Source organism: Herbidospora yilanensis (genome assembly GCF_001570565.1).
Taxonomy (GTDB): Bacteria; Actinomycetota; Actinomycetes; order Streptosporangiales; family Streptosporangiaceae; genus Herbidospora; species Herbidospora yilanensis.
Genome location: NZ_BBXE01000038.1, coordinates 52,096 through 70,682, shown reverse-complemented (window position 1 = coordinate 70,682; position 18,587 = coordinate 52,096). Strand labels below are relative to the sequence as shown.

The window sequence follows — 18,587 nt, the reverse complement described above, 5'->3', positions numbered from 1 at the left end:
GATTCGGGGCATTATGGCGAAAGAGGTCCAGCAGAGGGCTTCGTCTCGTTTTCTTGAGCGAGACGTCTGTCTGCGTGGATCTTTCTGCGTTTTCAGGGGTCTCGCGTTTTCCCCTGAGGAGACAGCGACATGTCTGCCGACCTGATGGCCGCCGAAGTCACCGCCGAAGACCTGCTCGTCGAGCTGAACGAGCCCGCCACCACCGACGAGCGCGCCGCCCGGCTGCGCGAGATCATCGTCGAGATGCACCGCCCGATGGCCCGCGACATCGCCCGGCGTTACCTGCACCGGGGCGAGCCGATGGAAGACCTTCTCCAGGCCGCGTACGTCGGGCTGATGAAGGCCATCAACGGCTTCGACCCCGCCCTCGGCCACAGCTTCCGCGGCTACGCGATGGTCACCATGACCGGTGAGGTCAAGCGGCACTTCCGCGACCGCACCTGGGCCGTCCGCGTCCCCCGGATCTACCAGGAGCGCCGGTCGGAGCTCAACCGCCTGGTCGCCGACATGACCCAGGAGAACGGCCGGTTCCCGACCGTCGCCGAGCTGGCCGAGCGGATGGGCATCTCCGAGGAGGACATGCTCCTCACGCTGGACGCCTCGTCGGCCTACAGCACGCTCTCGCTCGACGCGCCGATGGGCGCCGACGACGACGCGGCCGCCCTGGGCGAGGTGATCCCCGACAGCGACGACAGTCTGGCCACCCTCATCGACCGCGAGGCGGTCAAGCCGCTCATCGACGAGCTGCCGGAGCGGGAGAAGAACATCCTGCTGCTACGGTTCTATGGCAACATGACGCAGGCGGAGATCGCCGCCGAGTTCGACATCTCCCAGATGCATGTGTCGCGGATTCTGCGGAAGGTTCTCGACCAGTTGCGTGCGGAGCTTGTCGCCTAATGGCGGTTTTCGACCCGATTCTCCGGGATATCGGGCAACCTGCCGTGATGACCCGGGGTATCTTTCTTCGGAGTGCCGCCACTACTGGAAGGCGTTAGCGGGTGAACGAGGACGGCGTCGCGCCGCCTCCCGCACCGGGTGCCGCGAAGGAGATCACGTTCTCCCTCGCCGATCTGCCCGACGTGCGGGAGTTCGCGGCTGCGCTGGCCCGACGTGGGGGGATGCCGGAAGACCGGGTGAACGACTTTCTCGTCGCCCTCAACGAGGTCACCACCAACGCCGTCACCCACGGCGCCACCAAGGCGCGGCTGAAGATCTCGTTCGAGCCCGGTTTCCTCGTCGCCGACGTCCACGACGAGGGCCGGCACTGGCATCTGTCGTCGGAGTCGCCCCCGGGCTTCACCCCGCCGCGTGAGAACGCGACGAGCGGGATGGGCCTGTGGGTGGCCCGGCGGCTCAGCAGCGACATGCGCGTGGTGACCGGCGAAACGGGGTCGACCGTGGTGATGCGTTTCCCCCTCTGAGGTGGGGTACGGGTCTGGAATGACCCCTTCATCCAGAATTCTGGTGGTCGGCGGGGGAAGCGTCGGCATGTACGCCGCCCTCCGGCTCCAGCGCAGGCTGCGCAGGGAGCTCAAACAGGGCAGAGTCGGCATCACCATCGCCGACCTCGACTCGTACATGACCTATCAGCCGTTCCTCCCTGAGGCGGCGGCGGGAAACCTGGAGCCCCGGCATGTGGTGGTGTCGCTGCGCCGGGTGCTGCCCCGCTGCCGGATCCTCGGCGGCCGGATCTGCGACATCGACCTGGCGGGGAAGTCGGCCCGGTTCGCGCCCATGGAGGGGCCCGAGCGGGTGCTCGACTACGACTATCTGATCTTCTGTCCCGGGTCGATCACCAAGACGCTGCCGATCCCCGGCCTGGCCGAGTACGGCATCGGCTTCAAGACCGTAGAAGAGGCCACCCACCTGCGCAACCACATCCTCGGCAAGCTCGACACGGCCGCCTCGACCGACGATCCGGAGGTCCGGGCCCGCGCGCTCACCTTCGTCTTCGTCGGGGGCGGCTACGCCGGGGTGGAGGCGCTGGCCGAGCTGGAGGACATGACGGCCGACGCGTGCCGCTACTTCCACGGCATCAGCCGCGACTCGATGCGCTGGGTCCTGGTCGAGGCCAGCGACCACATCCTGCCCGAGGTGGGGCCGGAGCTGGGCACCTGGACCACCGACGAGCTGCGCCGGCGCGGCATCGACGTGCGGCTCGACACGCGCGTCAAGGCGATCGAGCACGACGTCGTGGTCCTCGACGACGGCGAGTCGATCCCGTGCGAGACGCTGGTCTGGACGGCCGGGGTGACGGCCAACCCGCTGGTCCGGCACCTGCCGACGGGCGACCGGGGCCGGGTGGCGACCTCGGCCGAACTCCTCGTCGACGGCACCGACTTCGCGTTCGCGGCCGGGGACTGCGCGGCGGTCCCCGACCTGACCCGGCCCGGCGAGTACTGCCCGCCGAACGCCCAGCACGCCGTCAGGCAGAGCAGGCGGCTCGCCGACAACCTGATCGCGACCATGCGCGGCCGCAGGCGCACGCCCTACCGGCACAAGAACGTGGGTTCGGTCGCCTCGCTCGGGCTGCACAAGGGGGTCGCGAACGTCTACGGCCTCCAGGTGCGCGGCTTCCCGGCCTGGTTCATGCACCGGACCTACCACCTGACCCGGATGCCGACCTTCAACCGGAAGGCCCGCATCCTGATGGACTGGACGCTGGCGCTGTTCTTCAAGCGCGAGGTCGTCGCCCTGGGCGCGCTGGCCCGGCCCCGCGAGGAGTTCGAGTTCGCCAGCAGGAGCCAGGAGGAGACCGCTAACGCCCGGCGGTGATCGTGTCGAAGTCGGGGATCCGCGACGAGATGGCGTCGCCGGTGAAGTCGCCGACCCAGCCGTCGTCGTCGTGGAAGAAGCGGATCGCGCAGAAGTCGGGACGGGTGCCCATGTCGAACCAGTGGGTGGTCTTCGCCGGCACGCTCAGCAGGTCGCCCGCCTCACACAGCACGGCGTGGACCCTGCCGTTCACGTGCAGGTAGAAGATCCCGGCGCCGCGGGCGAAGAAGCGGACCTCGTCGTCGTCGTGGGTGTGCTCGTCGAGGAACTTCGCCCGCGCCCCGGCGGCGACCTCGGGGTCGGCGTCGGGACCGAGCTGGACGACGTCGACGAACGTGTAGCTCTCCTCGGCGTTGACCTCGGCGATCTGCTCGGCGTACGCCGCCAGCACGTCGTCGGCGGTCGGGCCGGTCGCCACGACGTCCCAGTGGCGCAGGTCGACGCCGATCCCGCTCAGGACGGCGGCGATCTCGGCCGGGTTCTCGGTCCGCTGCAGGAGCTCGGCGTCTTCGCCGTAGACGGTGAGATAGGTCATGCCTCCCAGGGAACCACCACGGCCCGGTGATCGCCATAGCATGATCACGGCATTTGCTACGCTCCGTGATCATGACAACACACTTCGCCGACCTGGGAGGACGCGTCCGATGATCGATCTGTGCGGACGCGACGTCCGGCTCCGCAGCCTGCGGCCCGGCGACCTGAAGGTCTACACGCAGATCTACACGAGCGCCGTCCTCACCCGCTATCTGGGCGTCGACCGCATGGACGAGGACCGGGCGCGGGCCACCTTCCTGGCCGGGCTGCGCTCCGACCGGCGCATCACCCTGGCCGTCACCGAACCCGACGGCGAGGCCGTCCACGGGCTGATCGGGCTGCTGCTGGAGGACTACGGCAGCAACGCCATGATCACCGGCCTGGTGCTGCTGCCCGGCTCGCCGATCCAGGGCCGCGGCGCCCAGGCGGGCCGCCTGCTCATCGAGTACGCCTTCACCCACCTCGGCATCCACCGGATCTGGGCCGCCCACCGCCGTGACCAGGTCCTGATGGAGCGCATCATGCTCGACGCGGGGCTGCGGCCGGAGGCCACACTCCGCCAGGTGTTCCGGACCCGGGGACGCTGGCACGACGTCGTGACCTACTCGGCCCTGTCGCACGAGTGGGGCCTGGTCCACGCCCCGTAGAAGAACCGCCAGGCCCGCTCGACGGCCTCATCGGGCCATCATGGAGCGGTGGAAACCGACATCCTCGCCAACCCCGTCTGGGCCGCCCTGACCGGGCCGCACGCCCATTTCGCCGTCGTCAGCGGCCGGACCAGGCGTTATCCCCTTGACGTGTCGCCCTTCGCGGCGGTGCCCGACGCGTTCACGCCCGGCGACTGGGCCGACCTCGACGGCCAGGTGCTGACGACCAACCGGGGCGCGGCGGCCAGCGGCTGGGAGACGTTCCTGGAGTTGCCCGGCGTCCAGATGGAGGGTGGCGCCGTGGCCGGGGCCGCCGACCCCGGGCTGAGCGTGCTGGGGCCGGGCGACGTGCCCGAGATGCTCGACCTGGTGGCGCGCACCCAGCCGGGGCCGTTCGCGGCGCGGACCATCGAGATGGGCCTCTACCTGGGCCTCCGTGAGGAGGGCCGGCTGATCGCGATGGCGGGGGAGCGGCTGAGGGTCCCCGGGTGGACCGAGATCAGCGCCGTGTGCACCGACCCCGCCCACCGGGGGCGGGGTCTGGCGTCGCGGCTGGTGTCGGCGGTGGTGGCGGGCGTTCGCGCCCGGGGCGAGCGGCCGTTCCTGCACGCCGCCACCGCCAACGTCAATGCGATCCGGTTGTACGAGTCACTCGGCTTCACCGTCACCCGCGAGGTGACGTTCCGGGTGCTGCGTCCTCAGGAGGCCCTGACCCGGGACACCGCCGAGGCGGTGTAGCCCGAGCCCGCGCCGACGCCGCTGATCGTGACCTTCCCCGCGGGGGTGCCGGCCGGGATCGCCACGGTGAACGTGACCGTGCCGGACGCGTCGGCGACCGCGCGGCCGAGGACCGCGCCGTCCAGGGTGAACTGCACGCTCTCACCGGCCCGGTAGCCGCTCGCCGTCACCGGGTTCGAGCCGCCCGCGACGACCGCGTTCGTCACGATGAGGTTGCCCGGCTTGAGCGAGGCGAGGTACTCGGCGCACGCGTCGCCGGGCTTGCCGTAGGCAGGGGTGGTGACGTTGCCGTCGTCCTCGCGGACGGTCAGGGTGCCGAAGCCCCCGTCGCCCATGACCGCGCCGGCCGTGTTGGTGACCGAGACCTTGAACGACGTGGACGCCGTGCCGGTCGCGACCGTGTCGCCGAGGGTGCCCGCCTGGACCGTCACGCAGGTCTGGCCGGGGGCGAACGTGACCTTCTTCATCGAGATCCCGGCGCGGCCGGTGGCCGAGCCGAAGACGCTGACGTAGCCGGTCACCTCGTGGTCGGCGGGGGCTGACAGCGCCACGGCGATCGACGCCGTGCCCGGGCCGGAACCTTCGTCGACCCGGGCCGGCGCGACGTCCACCGCGACCTGCTGCTTGGGGACCCGGGCGCCGACCGCCCGGTTCTCGGCCGACAGGTCGGACAGGTAGACGCCCGTACCGGTGAAGGAGACCTGGCGGACGTCCTTCAGGTTCAGGCCCGTCGTGCTGAGCGGGATGGTGACCTGCTGGAGGATGATCTTCTTCAGCCAGGCCGAGGTGGAGCCGGGCAGCCGGGTGACGGCCCGGGAGTTGAGTGCCGAGACCGGCGACGACCAGGTCTTGCCGGCGCCGTCGGTGACGGTGATCGTGACGTCGGTGGAGGTGGCCACGGTCTCGTCGGCGGCGACCTTGACCGACAGCTGCTCGTACCCGGACAGGTCGGCGCTGGTCGCCACGGTGACGGTGCCCGACTTCAGGCGCATCATCGGCGACGACGGGATGTTGAACGCCCACGTCGCGGGCGACCAGTGGGGGAGCGCGGCCTGGTTGGTCGCGGTCGCGCAGAACGGCTGGTCCTGCGGGATCTGGAGGCCGCCGTTGCCGCCCATGCTGGAGCAGAGCGCGGCCTCGCCGGTGACCGAGACGTTCGCCTCGGGCTTCTCGAAGGTCGCCAGGTCCGTGCGCGAGGCGGCGGGCTGGGTGGCGGCGCTGGTCACGTCCGAGAAGGCGATCGACGGCACCGAGACGGATGAGCCGTCGAACAGCGGCAGGAACCGCTTCTCGTCGCCGAGCACGAGCCGGAAGAAGCCCGCCATGTAGACCGCGCCGACCTTCTCCTGCTGCGGCGCGGTCAGGCGCAGGGTCGTGGCCGCGGCAGGGTTGCAGACCGGGTCGTTGGCGCCGTTGCCGCCGACCGACCAGTCGTCGCCGGTGCTGGCCGGGAACAGGCCCGGGGTCCAGATCGTGTTGAAGAAGTTGTGGTTGGCGCCCTGGGTCAGCACGGCCGAGCGCAGCACGTTGTCGTCGAAGCCGTGCCGGGAGTCGTCCACGATGTGCTGGCCCATGAGGTTCTCCACGTCGCCGTCGCAGTACGGGAGGATCGTGGCCGTCACGGTGTTGGGCAGCGAGATGCGGTCATAGTCGACCGGCGCCAGCGGGAGCACCGCCTTGATGCCGAACTGCCGGTAGAGCGGCAGCGCGTCGTTCAGCGTGGCCGCCGCGACCACGCCCTCGCCACCCCGCGAGTGGCCCATGATGCCGACGTTCTGGAAGTCGAACGCCCGCTTCAGGTCGGCCGGGGTCACCGCGCCCGTCAGCGCCTGGGCCAGCGTGACGTCACGGCCCGTGAAGGCGTCGTGGTACTCGACCGGGTCGCCGTCGTCGGCGTTCTCCAGCATGGTCAGCGTGTCGAGGATCAGCTGGCCGCGGGCCTGCGCGCCGTAGTCGGCGGCGAGCTGGTTGTCGTTGGAGTTGATCGCGTTGGCCGAGATCGACACGACGGCGTAGCCGTTGCTCGCGAGGGCGCGGGCCGGCAGGTCGTAGCCGATGTAGCTGGGGATCGTGGCGCGCTGCGAGGTGCTGTCGGGCGACGGTTTGCACGGCCAGCGATTGGGGTTGGTGGCCCCGGTGCCGTAGCAGGAGGTGTGGCGGCCGTGCAGGAAGATCACGAGCGGCTTCCGCTCGCGGGAGACCGGCAGGTAGATCTTGCCGGTGAGCTCGCCGCGGATGCCGCCGATGTTGAGCAGCGGGATCGCCTGGTCGCCGAAGTCGTACACGCCCTCCTTGACCTGGAACGGTCCCGTCGTCGAGGGGTCGTCCGGGAGCAGGGTCTTCTGGACCTCGGCGAGGGTGGCCGCCGCCCGCGCCGTCGCGGCCGGGGGCGCGTCGAGCACGTCGGTGGTGATCTCGCCGGCCGAGGCGACGGCCGGGTCGGCGGTGACGAGGAAGAGGGACTTCCCGTCGGCCGACTCGGTGGCCGGGCCGAGCACCTTCCCGTCGGCGAGCAGCGAGGGGGCGCTCGAGTCGATCGGGAGCTTCTCGTCCAGGTTCAGGGTGACCTTGTAACCGCCCGCCACGCGGTCGACGCTCCAGTCCTCCTCGGTGGAGGCGGAGGCGGGGGCGGCGGTGAACGTGGTCAGGCAGGCCAGGGACATCAATGCGGCCGTGCCGCGGAGGGAGTTGCGCAAGGGGGAGCCTTACTCGTACGAGCCGGGTGTTGCGATTCGGACGGTATGGGCGGTTTGTTACCGCAAGCTCCTGATCATGTTTCGCCGTAATTTCCTATTGACTCTGTAGGAATTGTAGGCAACTGTGGCTGCCATGACCGTCACCGACCGGCTCCTGGCCAACGCCGAGACCTACGCCGCCGGCTTCGACAAGGGCGCGCTCCCGCTGCCCCCCGCGCTGGGCGTCGCCGTGCTGGCCTGCATGGACGCCCGACTCAACGTCTACGGACTGCTCGGCCTGACCGAGGGCGACGCCCACGTCATCCGCAACGCCGGGGGAGTGGTCACCGCCGACGAACGGCGCTCGCTCGCCATCTCCCAGCGACTCCTCGGCACCACCGAGATCATCCTGATCCACCACACCGACTGTGGAATGGTCACCTTCACCGACGACGGCTTCAAGGAGTCGATCCGCGCCGAGACGGGCCTGCGGCCCGACTGGTCCGCCGAGGCCTTCCCCGACGCGGAGGAGGACGTCCGGCAGTCGATCGGCCGTATCCTCGCCGACCCGTTCATCCCCCGGAAGGAGTCGGTCCGGGGTTTCGTGTACGAGGTCGAGACCGGCCGCCTGCGCGAGGTGAAGGCCTGAGATGTCCCCCGCGACCCGGACCCTGACGCGCGAGCTGCGCCTCCTCGCCGCCGCCGATCCCGCGGAGGCGCGAAACCGCAGGACACGGCTGCTGGCGGAGTGGCGCGGCGCGTCGGCCGGGTTGCTCGCCCAGGTGTTGTCGGCGGCCATCGAGCTCGGCACGGCCGAAGGCCGGCTGGCGTCGCTCGGGCGCGAGAGCGACTCACTGCGCGCCCGGCTGCGCGAGGCGGTCCTGTCGTTGTCGGAGGCCGCGGGCGCGATCGACGGCGACGCCCCCGCCTCGGCCGTGGCCGAGGCCCGCGCCCGCATCCTCGGCGTCGCCGCCGAGGTGGGGCGGCTGCCGGTCACGCCGCCCCGCCAGGAGTTCGTCTAGGACACCCGCGCGTACCGCTCGGTGAACCGGGCCCGCAGGTCGCCCGCCGGGTAGGCCGAGCGGAACGTGCCCCTGGCCCGCAACGCGGGCACCAGGTGGCGGGTGATCGACCGCAGGTCGTGGGGGAGCACGCCCGGCCGCAACCGGAAGCCGTCGACCCCTGCCGCCCGCCAGTCGAGCAGCAGGTGGGCGAGCCCCGTCGCCGAGCCGGAGTACACGTGGGCGTCGCTCTCGAAGGCGGCGCCGTCGAGGTCGTCGAGGCGGTCCTTCTGGCCGGCGCCGTCCAGGAACACGACCAGGTCGGCCAGCACCGTCACGCCGGGCGCGGCCCGCCGGGCCCGCTCGGCCAGCCCGGCGGCCTCCCTGCGGTCGTGCGGGGTGACGAACACGACGTCGGCGGCGCGGGCCGCGACCTCCACCGGCAGGCCGGGGCCGGCCAGCGTCGTCACCAGGGGGCGTCCGGACAACCGGGGGCGCAGTTCGCCGGAGGTGTGCCAGCCCGCGCGGCCGGGGCCGACCCGGTCGAGGGCGGCGAGCCCGGCGGCCGCGGTGGCGCCGCTCGCCGCCGGGACGAGCCCGATCCGGGACGTCAGCGGGGCGGTCGCCGTGGCCAGGAGCATGGCGTCGAGCGGGCCGGTCACCTCGTCGCCCGGACAGGTCCGCATCCGGATGGTGTCCTCGAAGGTGACGAAGTCGAGCAGCCCTCGCTCGGCCTCCTGGACCAGGTAGGTCCAGTAGGCGGCGGTGAACAGGGCGTCGGGGCTCGCGCCCTCGGCACGCCAGGCGGCGGGATGCCACCCGGCGCCGTCGAGGGCGGCGGCCAGATGCAGAGTCATGAGGTCTCCTCGAACGGACTTTTCCTACAGGAATAGTAGGGAATAATTTCCCACTTAACAAGTAGGACTTGACGGAAATGTCCGCCTGTGCTGAGCTTCAGACATCCCGAAGAGGAGGCACACCCCCCATGACCACGACCGCGCCGGCCGTCCGGCACGCCACCGGCCCGAAGGTGGCGCCCACCCGGCATCCGTTCCGGTGGCTCGCCGCCGCCGGGGTGCTGCTGCTGCTCGCCATGGCCGCCAACTCACTGGTCACCAACCCGGCCTGGGAGTGGGAGGTGGTCGGCCAGTACCTCTTCGCGCCCTCGGTGCTCCGCGCGGTGCTGCTCACGCTGGAGCTGACCGCCCTCGGCACCGTCTTCGGCTTCCTGCTCGGCGGGGTGCTCGCGGTGATGCGGCTGTCGCCCAACCCGCTGCTGTCGTCGGTCGCCTGGGGGTACGTCTGGGTGTTCCGGGCCGTGCCGCTGATCCTGCAGCTGCTGTTCTGGTACAACCTGGCGCTGCTCTATCCGCGCCTGTCGTTCGGGATCCCGTTCGGGCCGTCGTTCTTCTCCGTGGGCACGATGGACCTCATCGGGCCGGTGACCGCCGCCGCGCTCGGGCTGGCGCTGCACCAGGCCGCCTACGCCGCCGAGATCGTGCGCGGCGGGCTGCTCGCCGTCGACCCGGGCCAGCGGGAGGCCGCCGCCGCGCTGGGCATTCCCCGGGTGCGGCGGTTCTTCCGGATCATCCTGCCGCAGGCCATGCGGAGCATCGTGCCGAACGCCGGCAACGAGATCATCGGCCTGGTCAAGGGCACCTCGGTGGTCTACATCATGGCCCTGCCCGAGCTCTTCTACCAGGTCCAGGTCATCTACATGCGCAACGGCCGGGTGGTCGCGCTGCTGCTGGTCGCCGCCGTCTGGTACCTCGCGCTGACCACGGTCATGTCGGTCGTCCAGCACTACATCGAACGCCACTACGGACGAGGCCGCTCATGATCGAGATCGACGGGGTGCACAAGAGCTTCGGCGCCCTGCACGTGCTGCGCGGCGTCAGCCTGAAGGTCGGCCCCGGCGAGGTCGCGGTCGTCCTGGGCCCGTCGGGGTCGGGCAAGTCGACGCTCCTCCGCACCGTCAACCACCTGGAGAAGGTCGACGCCGGCACGGTCGCCGTCGACGGCGAGCTCGTCGGCTACCGGCGCTCCGGCGACGTGCTGCACGAGTTGCCCGAACGCGAGATCCTCCGGCAGCGGACGAAGATCGGTTTCGTCTTCCAGAACTTCAACCTGTTCCCCCACCTGACCGTCCGGGAGAACGTCGCCGAGGCGCCCCTCTCGGCCCAGCGCCGCCCGAAGGCCGAGGTCGCCGAGACCGTGACCCGCCTGCTCCTGCGGGTGGGCCTGGCCGACAAGGCCGACGCCTACCCGGGCACGCTGTCCGGCGGCCAGCGCCAGCGGGTCGCCATCGCCCGCGCCCTGGCCCTCGACCCGAAGGTCGTGCTGTTCGACGAGCCCACCTCCGCCCTCGACCCCGAACTGGTCGGCGAGGTCCTCGACGTCATGCGCGACCTGGCGCGATCGGGCACGACCATGGTCGTCGTCACGCACGAGATCGGCTTCGCCCGCGAGGCCGCCGACACCGTCGTCTTCCTCGACGAGGGCCGTGTCGTCGAGCAGGGCCCGCCCGGCCAGGTCATCGACCACCCCCAGCACGAACGCACCCGCGCGTTCATCAGCCGCGTCCTCTGAAGGAGATCACTCATCATGCGCCGGACCGTCGTCCCCCTGCTGCTCGTCGCCGTCCTGGCCGCCTGCGGCGCCGACCCCGAGCCCCCGGCGGCCGCCGCCCCCGCGCCGGCCGCCCAGGAGACCGGGGGCGGCGTGAACACCAGCCCCGACCAGCAGCGCATCCGCGCCCAGAAGGTCGACGCCATCGCCGCGCAGGTGCCCCCGGCCATCGCCGCCGACGGCAAGCTGCTCGTCGGGCACAGCGGCGAAGGCGCGCCCCCGCTCGGCTTCCTGGCCGACGACGACACCACCTACATCGGCGTCGAGACCGACCTCGCCCAGCTCGTCGCCGACGTGCTCGGCCTGGAGTACACCAGCGAGATCAGCTCGTGGGAGAACCTCTTCGTCGGCGCCAGGTCGGGCAAGCTGGAGGCGGTCTTCAACAACGTGACCGTCACCGAGGAACGCAAGGACGTCTACGACTTCGCGACCTACCGCGTCGACCAGCTCGCCTGGCAGGTGGCCGCCGACAGCCCGATCACCACCATCGCCAAGCCCGCCGACATCGCCGGCCTGAAGGTCTCGGTCGGCTCCGGCACCAACCAGGAGAAGATCCTGCTCGACTGGGACGAGCAGAACAAGGCGGCGGGTCTCAAGCCCGCCGAGATCTCCTACTACAACCTCTACGGCGACGCCCTGCTGGCCCTGAAGTCGGGCCGCATCCAGGCCTACTTCGGCCCCAACCCGAACGTCGCCTACAACGTGGCCGTCGGCAAGGACACCAAGATCGTCGGCACCGCCTCCGGCGCCGGGCCCGACCTGCAGGGTCTCATCGCCGCCATGACCCTGAAGGACAACGGCCTGGTCAAGCCGCTCAACGAGGCGCTCAACACGGTGATCAAGGACGGCAGCTACCAGAAGGTGCTCGACCGCTGGGGCCTGGGCAACGAGGCCATCCCCGAGTCGCAGATCAACCCGCCCGGCCTGCCGCGGCAGGAGGGCTGATGGCGCACGTCCTCGACAACCCCGGCTGGGCCGCGCTGACCGGCCCGCACGCCCACCTCGCCGAGGTCCGGGGCGGCGTGCGCCGCTACCAGCCGGACGTGTCGGTCTTCATCGGGGTCGCGGGCGACCCGGAGCCGGACGACTGGGCGGCCATCGCCTCCTTCGCCGGCCCCGGCGGCACGATCAGCCTGACCTTCGACGCGCCCCTGCCGGACGGCTGGGAGATCGTGCAGAACATCGAAGGAGTGCAGCTCGACGGCAGCGCCGTCTGGGGCGAGCCCTTCGGCGAGGCCGTCGAGCTCACCCCCGGCGACGTGCCCGACATGCTCGACCTGGTGGCCCGCACCGAACCGGGGCCGTTCCTGCCCCGGACCATCGAGATGGGCGCCTACCTGGGCGTGCGCCACGAGGGCAAGCTCATCGCGATGGCGGGGGAGCGGCTGCACCCGCCCGGCTGGACCGAGATCAGCGCGGTCTGCACCGACGCCTCGTTCCGCGGGCAGGGCCTCGCCACCCGGCTGGTGCTCGCGGTGGCGGCCGGCATCCGGGCACGCGGCGAGACCCCGTTCATGCACGCCTCGGCGTCGAACGTGACCGCCATCCGCCTGTACGAGAAGCTCGGCTTCACCCTCCGGGCGCGGCGGCTGTTCCGCCAGGTCCGGGTGCCGGGCTGAACAGCGCGTCCACCGCCCGCACCGCGGTCTCCAGCCGCCGGGCGGGCGGGCCGGACACGACCAGGTGCGGCATCCCGCGCGCGGCCAGCACTTCCCGGAAGCGCCCGTCCATGGCGTGGCGGAGGTGCTCGCCGTCGCGCCAGCCGTCCTGCTCGAAGGGGACGCCCTCGACGCTGGTGTGGATCCACAGGTCGTGCCGGGCGCGGTCGGCGATCCGCCACACCTCGTCGGTGGTCGTCCCGGCGTAGCGCTCCTGCCACAGGGCGGTCGCGAAGGGGTCGGTGTCGCAGAACAGCACCGGCGAACCCACCCGCGCGGCGGCGTCCTCCCAGGCCAGCTGGCGTTCGGCGACGGCGGTGAACTCCTCGGGACGCCACCGCAGGTCGTCCATCCACGGCTCGGGCTCTCCGGCGAGCTTGGCCGCCCGCCGGGCCAGGGCCAGCTTCTCCTCACAGTAGGTCCGGCCGTATTCGGGCACCCAGCGGGTGGCCGCCCAGACGCCGCCGCGGGCGGCGTAGTGGGCGGTCAGGGCGCGGGTCAGCGTGGTCGTGCCGGTCGACTCCGCGCCGACGACGACCACCCGCCTGGCCAGGTGGGCCCGGACCGCCGGGCTCAGCCAGGGCCACGCCGCGACCGGGTCCTCGCGGGCCAGGGTGCCGCTGACCGGGTGCCGTTCCCGCGGCGGGTCGACCGGCACGTGCACGGCGTCGAAGCGGCGGGCCAGTTCGTCGCCATAGTCCTCGGAGCTGAACACCGCGTCGACCCTCACGCCGGGGCCGTGCGCCAGGGTGAGGGCGAACCGGAAGAGGTCCACGTGGGCGGTCCAGATCTCCGGGTCGTCGTAGTCGATCTCGATGTCGTCGACGACCGGCGCGATCACCACGTTGGGCTGGGGGTGCGCCTCGCGCAACCAGGCCGCGCGGTCGGCGAGCGGGATCGTCTCCACCGCGTTGGCCGCCACGACCACGGTGACCAGCGCGCACCGCTCCGCCGCCGTGTCGATGAGGTGGTGGTGGCCGGCGTGCGGCGGATAGAACTTCCCGATGACGAGTCCGTGCGCGAAGCTCACCGGGCCACCGCCACCAGCCGCCAGGCCCGCAGCCCCATGACGCACAACGCCAGGAACAGCACATAGAGGGCGCTGGTCAGATACAGGTTCTTGTACGCGTACAGCGGGATGTACACCAGATCGGCGGCGATCCACAACCACCACGACTCCACCCGCTTGCGCGTCTGCCCGTAGGTCGCCATCAGCGAGAGCGACGTGGTCAGCGCGTCCCAGAACGGGACCGACGAGTCGGTGTAGGCCGACAGCGCCGCCGTCAGCAGGGCCGTGACCGCCACTCCGGCGAGCCCCAGCCAGACCCATTCGGCCGCGCCCGTCCGGGACACCCGCAGGGCGGTGCGGTTCGCGCCGCCGTAGGCCCACTGCCACCAGCCGAAGAGCCCGAGCACGACGTAGACGATCTGGAGGGCCGCGTCCGCGTAGAGGCCCGCGGTCAGGAAGACCAGGCCGAGCAGGATGACGTTGGCCACCCCGAGTGGCCAGTTCCAGATGTTCTGCCTGGCCACCATCCACACGGTCAGCAGGCCGGTGGCGAATCCGAGAAGTTCCGCCCAGCTCGTGGGCACCCCGCCCAGGGTGAAGGCGGGTTCGAGTAACGGTCCGAGTAGATCGGTCATAGTGCCCAAACACTCCTAATCGTCGCCAGGACGATATCAATTCGGCCTGCCGAATCGGAGTGCGGGCCGCCGGCGGGATCCGCCACGGCCCCGGACCGGGACCGTGGCGGATCGGGCGGGATCAGGCGTTCGCGCAGATGGCGAACACGCTGATGCCGACGGTGGAGTTGCCGGGCTGGCGGCCGAGGCCGATCCAGCCGTTGCCGGTCGGGGTGGGGAACGAGCCGACCAGGACGGCCTCGTTGCCCTGGGCCTCGGCGCCGCCGCCGATCACCCGCTTGCCCGCCGGGCAGACGGCCGTGCGGCGCTGGAAGTTCGGCACGTTGGCGTTGGGCAGGGTGACGATCTGGTAACCGTCGACGACCGCCGGGGCCGAGACCGGCGTGGACGTGGCGCCGGCCGGGGTGGACATGGAGAGGCAGGCTCCCGCCGCGAGGACGGCGAAGGGGATGCTCAGGTAACGCATCGATACTCCTGTTGAGAGGGTTGCGGGGGGAGCGCGTCGAGTATTCAACCCCGCACGCTCCGTGTCCAAGATCGACACGTCGGAAAACCGTTCGCCTCCCGTTCACCCGCTGCGAAACGATGGTGGCGGAGCGAATTGGGGGATCCACGTCATGACGGAATCAGGTGACGCACCAGAGCCACCGAAATCGGCGATACGCCTCGTACTCCGCTACTACTTAACGCAGTTGCGCCTCAAGTGGCCCGTGGCCACACCCGCCCTGTTCCTCCCGGCGCTGGGCAACATCTGTCTCTTCTACCTGGCCCCGCTCGTCGTGGCCTCCCTGGTCGGCCGCCTTGCCGCCGGGGAGAGCGAGGCCGGCACCCTCATCCCGTACGTCCTCGGGTTCGGCGCGATCCTGCTGCTCGGCGAGATCATCTGGCGGGGCGGGCTGCACTTCCTCAACCGCATCGACGCGCGGGGCATGGAGGACCTGGGCGTCATCGGCATGGACGAACTGCTGGCCAAGGACGCGGCGTTCTTCCACGACAACTTCGCCGGGTCGCTGACCAAGCGGGTGCTCGCCTTCTCCCGCTCGTTCGAGGACTTCGTCGACACGCTGATCTTCGGGATCATGGCCAAGCTGCTGCCGCTGATCTTCGCCTCGGTCGTGCTCTGGCAGTACCACCCGATCCTGGTGGTGGTGCTGGTCGGCCTGATCGTGGTCAGCGGGTTCCTGGTCTCGCCGTTGATCGTGCGCCGCCAGCGGCTGGTCAACATCCGGGAGGCGGCCAGTGTCCGCATGTCGGGGCACGTCGCCGACGTGTTGTCGAACATGGACACGGTCCGGGCCTTCGCGGCGGAGGACCGGGAGGCCGCCGAGACGCGGCTGCGGCTGGCCGAGGTGCGCCGGGCCCAGTTGCGGTCGTGGGACTACGGCAACCTGCGCGTCGACATGGTCGTGGCGCCGATGTCGATCATCACCAGCACGGCCGGGGTGCTCCTGGCCGTGGTGCTGCGCGGCGGTCTCGGCATCGAGGCGCTCATGGTGACGTTCACGTACTACGCGCAGGCCACCGGGATCATGTTCGAGTTCAACCAGGTCTACCGCCGGATGGAGAGCGTGCTCACCGAGGCGGGGCAGTTCACCGAGTTGCTGCTCGAACCGCCGAAGGTGGTCGACCACCCGCGGTCGCAGGCGCTGTGCGCGGCCGACGCCGGGGTGCGGTTCGAGCGGGTCGTCTTCGCCCACGAGGGCAACCCGCCGCTGTTCGACGGGCTCGACCTCGACGTGCCGGCCGGCACGAAGATCGGCCTGGTCGGCCGGTCGGGCGGCGGGAAGACCACGCTGACCCGGCTGCTGCTGCGGCTCATGGACATCCAGGGCGGCCGGATCCTCGTCGGCGGCCAGGACATCAGCCGGATGAGGCAGGCCGACCTGCGGAGCCTGATCGCCTACGTGCCGCAGGAACCGGCGATGTTCCACCGCACGCTGCGGGAGAACATCGCCTTCGCCCGGCCGGGGGCCACCGAGGCCGAGATCATGGAGGCCGCCCGCGCCGCCCACGTCACCGAGTTCGTCGAGGGCCTGCCGATGGGCTTCGACACCCTCGTCGGCGAGCGCGGCGTGAAACTGTCGGGCGGCCAGCGGCAGCGGGTCGCGCTCGCGCGGGCGATCCTGCGCGACGCGCCGATCCTGCTGCTCGACGAGGCCACCAGCGCGCTCGACTCCGAGAGCGAGATCCTCGTGCAGGAGGCGCTCTGGCGGCTCATGCGCGACCGGACCGCGCTGGTGGTGGCCCACCGGCTGAGCACGGTCGTGCGGATGGACCGCCTGGTCGTGCTCGACCGGGGGGAGATCGCCGAACAGGGCTCGCACGCCGAACTGCTGGAGGCGCGGGGACCCTATTCGCGGCTCTGGCACCACCAGTCGGGCGGCTTCCTCGTCGAAGAGGACCGGCTCAGTTCATCGACGCGATCTGGATGAGATTGCCGCAGGTGTCGTCGAACACGGCGGTCGTCACCGCCCCCATGTTCGCCGGCTCCTGGGTGAACCGCACGCCGAGGGCGCTCAGCCGCTCGAACTCCTTGTGCACGTCCTCGACCGCGAACGAGGTGTAGGGGATGCCGTCGGCGACCAGGGCGGCCTTCCACGGCTTGGCGGCCGGGTGGGCGTCGGGCTCCAGCACGAGCTCGACCCCGTCCGGCTGCTCGGGCGACACGACGGTCAGCCAGGCGTGCTCGCCCATCGGGATCTCGGTCTTCTTCACGAAGCCGAGCACGTCGGTGTAGAACGCCAGCGCCTTGTGCTGGTCGTCGACCAGGACGCTGGCCAGGTTGATCTTCATACCGGTTCCTCCGGTGGAATCCACCGCTCGGCGATCTGCCGCAGCGGCGCGGGGTCGATGAAATGGAACTTGTACCGGCCCTCCCGGCGGCTCTCCACGAGCCCGGCCGCCTCCAGCACCTCCAGGTGCTGGGAGATGGCCTGTCGCGACGAGGCGAGCTGGTGCCGGCCGGCCAGGCGGGTGCAGATCTCGAACAGGGTCTGACCGTTCCGGTCGGTCAGCTCGTCGAGGATCTTCCTGCGGGTGGGGTCGGCGAGGGCTTTGTAGATGTCACCCACCCGCAGGAGTATAGGCAAGCCGCTACTTGCCTATCAAGGCCACGACGATGCGCGGATGCCTCCCGGCCACGGTCAGCGCATGTTCCCCGACCGTCGTCCACCGCCGGTCGAGCCGCTGGCCCTCACCCAGGATCGCCACCAGCCGCCCCGCCTCCGGCCACCCCGCCGAGGGGACCGCGTCGGCGGGCAGGCGCACCCCCCAGGGAGGATTGGCCAGGATCCGGTCGGGTTCGACCGCCTCCGTACGCCAGGCGATGCCCGGATCGTTGATCCGCGCGGCCCGGATGGCCGCCGGGTCGATGTCGGTGCCGTGGTAACGCGCGCCCGGCACCTGGATCCGTGCCTCGATGAGCAGGGTCCCCGCCCCGCAACACGGGTCGAACACCACGTGACCGGGCCGGATGCCGGCCAGCCTGGCCATCGCGGCGGCCACCGGCGGATGCAGGCTGCCGACCACCGTGGCCCTCCGCCAGGCGCGGCGGTGCAGGGGCGCGGGATGCGGGCGCACCCCCAGCCACATCGCCTTGCCGTCGAGGGTCACCCGCAGATCCGTGGTGCCCGGGGGCGGGGGAGTGCCGTGGCGGCGGGAGAAGTAGGGCTCGCCGAGGCGCGCACCGACGGCGTCCTCGACGTCGAACCGGCTGAAGTTCCGGGACCCCGTGAACGAGGCGGTGACGCTGATCGGGCCGCCGTGGGCGACGCGGGCGGTGAGACGGGCGACGGCCTGCCGCAGGCCGTCCCTGGTGCGGCCCGGGTCGGGGACCGACGCCCGGACGGCGAACAGGTCGTCGGCCAGGCGGGTCACGACGGGACCGGCGGCCTCGACGACGAGCTGGCGTTTGGTGACGTCGACGACGCGGTGACCGGCTTCGGTGATCTCGGCGGCGGTCAGGTCTTCCAGGCCGGTGACGGTGCGGACGAGGAACTCTGAGGGCATGACGCAACTCCGGGTCGGCGCCCGGGAACGGCAGGATGGCCGGTTCCCGCTTCGCCAGCCGCGGGCTGGGCCTCAGAGTGGCTGGCGGAGCGCTAGCCGGCTCGGAAGAACGTCGTGAACATGCCGAGGATGGTGCCACGGCTCATCGGTCGGGGGCGACGGGTTTTCTCCGCGGGGCACCGGCGACGACGGCGGTTTCCTGGCCGGAGAGTGTGCGAAGCCGTAAAAGAAAAAGAAAGCCGCGCGGCCCTGAGCGGCCGCGCGGCGATTCTTCTGTAC

At 71.1% G+C, this 18,587-nt stretch carries 21 protein-coding genes; 12 read left to right on the top strand and 9 right to left on the bottom strand.

All coding sequences use genetic code 11. The annotated features are described in order from the left end of the window. The first annotated feature begins 129 nt into the window (after positions 1-129). The 3 genes from AW273_RS29590 (at position 130) to AW273_RS29580 (ending at position 2,775) form a co-directional block, all read left to right on the top strand. Positions 130-897 carry a SigB/SigF/SigG family RNA polymerase sigma factor gene (locus AW273_RS29590; protein WP_062355209.1) on the top strand — a complete coding sequence of 256 codons (768 nt, stop codon included), beginning with the start codon at positions 130-132 and terminating at the stop codon, positions 895-897. A 101-nt stretch (positions 898-998) separates the two neighbouring features. Continuing rightward, positions 999-1,421, top strand: a complete 423-nt coding sequence (locus AW273_RS29585; protein WP_062355206.1) for an ATP-binding protein — start codon at positions 999-1,001, stop codon at positions 1,419-1,421. A 19-nt stretch (positions 1,422-1,440) separates the two neighbouring features. Next, positions 1,441-2,775: an NAD(P)/FAD-dependent oxidoreductase gene (locus tag AW273_RS29580; protein WP_062355203.1), complete on the top strand. Its 1,335-nt coding sequence runs from the start codon at positions 1,441-1,443 to the stop codon at positions 2,773-2,775. Here the strand turns inward: AW273_RS29580 and AW273_RS29575 are convergent. After that, complete coding sequence (locus AW273_RS29575) at positions 2,759-3,310, bottom strand: 1,2-dihydroxy-3-keto-5-methylthiopentene dioxygenase (protein WP_062355200.1); 552 nt, start codon at positions 3,308-3,310, stop codon at positions 2,759-2,761. The genes AW273_RS29580 and AW273_RS29575 overlap by 17 nt on opposite strands. A 109-nt stretch (positions 3,311-3,419) precedes the next feature. On the opposite strand from AW273_RS29575, the gene AW273_RS29570 reads away from it, so the two are divergent. Both AW273_RS29570 and AW273_RS29565 read left to right on the top strand, forming a co-directional pair. Next, entirely contained in the window at positions 3,420-3,956 is a 537-nt protein-coding gene (locus AW273_RS29570; protein ID WP_062355197.1) for a GNAT family N-acetyltransferase, read from the top strand. 48 nt (positions 3,957-4,004) lie between these two features. Then, a complete protein-coding gene (locus AW273_RS29565) occupies positions 4,005-4,694 on the top strand; it encodes a GNAT family N-acetyltransferase (RefSeq protein WP_062355194.1) in 690 nt (229 codons plus the stop codon). On the opposite strand, the gene AW273_RS29560 is transcribed toward AW273_RS29565, so the two are convergent. Continuing rightward, positions 4,655-7,390 carry an alpha/beta hydrolase gene (locus AW273_RS29560; protein WP_062355181.1) on the bottom strand — a complete coding sequence of 912 codons (2,736 nt, stop codon included), beginning with the start codon at positions 7,388-7,390 and terminating at the stop codon, positions 4,655-4,657. The genes AW273_RS29565 and AW273_RS29560 overlap by 40 nt on opposite strands. Before the next feature lie 133 nt (positions 7,391-7,523). Here AW273_RS29560 and AW273_RS29555 point away from each other — a divergent pair, with 133 nt between their 5' ends. Both AW273_RS29555 and AW273_RS29550 read left to right on the top strand, forming a co-directional pair. After that, a complete protein-coding gene (locus AW273_RS29555; RefSeq protein ID WP_062355178.1) occupies positions 7,524-8,018 on the top strand; it encodes a beta-class carbonic anhydrase in 495 nt (164 codons plus the stop codon). Between the two features lies 1 nt (position 8,019). Beyond that, entirely contained in the window at positions 8,020-8,391 is a 372-nt protein-coding gene (locus tag AW273_RS29550; RefSeq protein WP_062355174.1) for a hypothetical protein, read from the top strand. Here AW273_RS29550 and AW273_RS29545 read toward each other — a convergent pair. Next, complete coding sequence (locus AW273_RS29545; RefSeq protein ID WP_062355171.1) at positions 8,388-9,227, bottom strand: LLM class oxidoreductase; 840 nt, start codon at positions 9,225-9,227, stop codon at positions 8,388-8,390. The genes AW273_RS29550 and AW273_RS29545 overlap by 4 nt on opposite strands. A gap of 128 nt (positions 9,228-9,355) precedes the next feature. Here AW273_RS29545 and AW273_RS29540 point away from each other — a divergent pair, with 128 nt between their 5' ends. From AW273_RS29540 to AW273_RS29525, 4 genes are read left to right on the top strand one after another with little or no spacing between them, the layout of a single operon-like run. Continuing rightward, entirely contained in the window at positions 9,356-10,210 is an 855-nt protein-coding gene (locus AW273_RS29540) for an amino acid ABC transporter permease (protein ID WP_062355168.1), read from the top strand. Further along, positions 10,207-10,959 (top strand): amino acid ABC transporter ATP-binding protein, encoded by a 753-nt coding sequence (locus AW273_RS29535; RefSeq protein ID WP_062355165.1) that lies wholly within the window; start codon positions 10,207-10,209, stop codon positions 10,957-10,959. Before AW273_RS29540 ends, AW273_RS29535 begins: the two co-directional genes overlap by 4 nt. Positions 10,960-10,974: 15 nt before the next feature. Continuing rightward, on the top strand, positions 10,975-11,943 hold the full coding sequence (locus tag AW273_RS29530) for an ABC transporter substrate-binding protein (RefSeq protein WP_062355162.1): 969 nt from the start codon (positions 10,975-10,977) through the stop codon (positions 11,941-11,943). Next, on the top strand, positions 11,943-12,617 hold the full coding sequence (locus AW273_RS29525) for a GNAT family N-acetyltransferase (protein ID WP_062355159.1): 675 nt from the start codon (positions 11,943-11,945) through the stop codon (positions 12,615-12,617). The genes AW273_RS29530 and AW273_RS29525 overlap by 1 nt, the downstream gene beginning before the upstream one ends. Here the strand turns inward: AW273_RS29525 and AW273_RS29520 are convergent. From AW273_RS29520 to AW273_RS29510, 3 genes are all read right to left on the bottom strand, one after another. Then, complete coding sequence (locus AW273_RS29520; protein ID WP_062355154.1) at positions 12,568-13,686, bottom strand: AAA family ATPase; 1,119 nt, start codon at positions 13,684-13,686, stop codon at positions 12,568-12,570. The two genes, AW273_RS29525 and AW273_RS29520, sit on opposite strands and share 50 nt — an antisense overlap. Then, positions 13,683-14,300, bottom strand: coding sequence for a nicotinamide riboside transporter PnuC (gene pnuC / locus AW273_RS29515; RefSeq protein WP_062355150.1), 618 nt, complete (start codon positions 14,298-14,300; stop codon positions 13,683-13,685). Before pnuC ends, AW273_RS29520 begins: the two co-directional genes overlap by 4 nt. Before the next feature lie 121 nt (positions 14,301-14,421). Beyond that, the gene (locus AW273_RS29510; RefSeq protein ID WP_062355147.1) at positions 14,422-14,766 is read right to left on the bottom strand and encodes a hypothetical protein; all 345 of its coding nucleotides are present in this window, start codon (positions 14,764-14,766) and stop codon (positions 14,422-14,424) included. A 244-nt stretch (positions 14,767-15,010) separates the two neighbouring features. On the opposite strand from AW273_RS29510, the gene AW273_RS29505 reads away from it, so the two are divergent. After that, the gene (locus AW273_RS29505; protein ID WP_232327661.1) at positions 15,011-16,732 is read left to right on the top strand and encodes an ABC transporter ATP-binding protein; all 1,722 of its coding nucleotides are present in this window, start codon (positions 15,011-15,013) and stop codon (positions 16,730-16,732) included. Here the strand turns inward: AW273_RS29505 and AW273_RS29500 are convergent. From AW273_RS29500 to AW273_RS29490, 3 genes are read right to left on the bottom strand one after another with little or no spacing between them, the layout of a single operon-like run. Further along, positions 16,707-17,093 (bottom strand): VOC family protein, encoded by a 387-nt coding sequence (locus tag AW273_RS29500; protein WP_062355142.1) that lies wholly within the window; start codon positions 17,091-17,093, stop codon positions 16,707-16,709. The two genes, AW273_RS29505 and AW273_RS29500, sit on opposite strands and share 26 nt — an antisense overlap. Then, on the bottom strand, positions 17,090-17,371 hold the full coding sequence (locus AW273_RS29495) for an ArsR/SmtB family transcription factor (RefSeq protein ID WP_062355138.1): 282 nt from the start codon (positions 17,369-17,371) through the stop codon (positions 17,090-17,092). Before AW273_RS29495 ends, AW273_RS29500 begins: the two co-directional genes overlap by 4 nt. Positions 17,372-17,393: 22 nt before the next feature. Beyond that, on the bottom strand, positions 17,394-18,308 hold the full coding sequence (locus AW273_RS29490) for an RNA methyltransferase (RefSeq protein ID WP_062355135.1): 915 nt from the start codon (positions 18,306-18,308) through the stop codon (positions 17,394-17,396). Between the last annotated feature and the right edge of the window lie 279 nt (positions 18,309-18,587).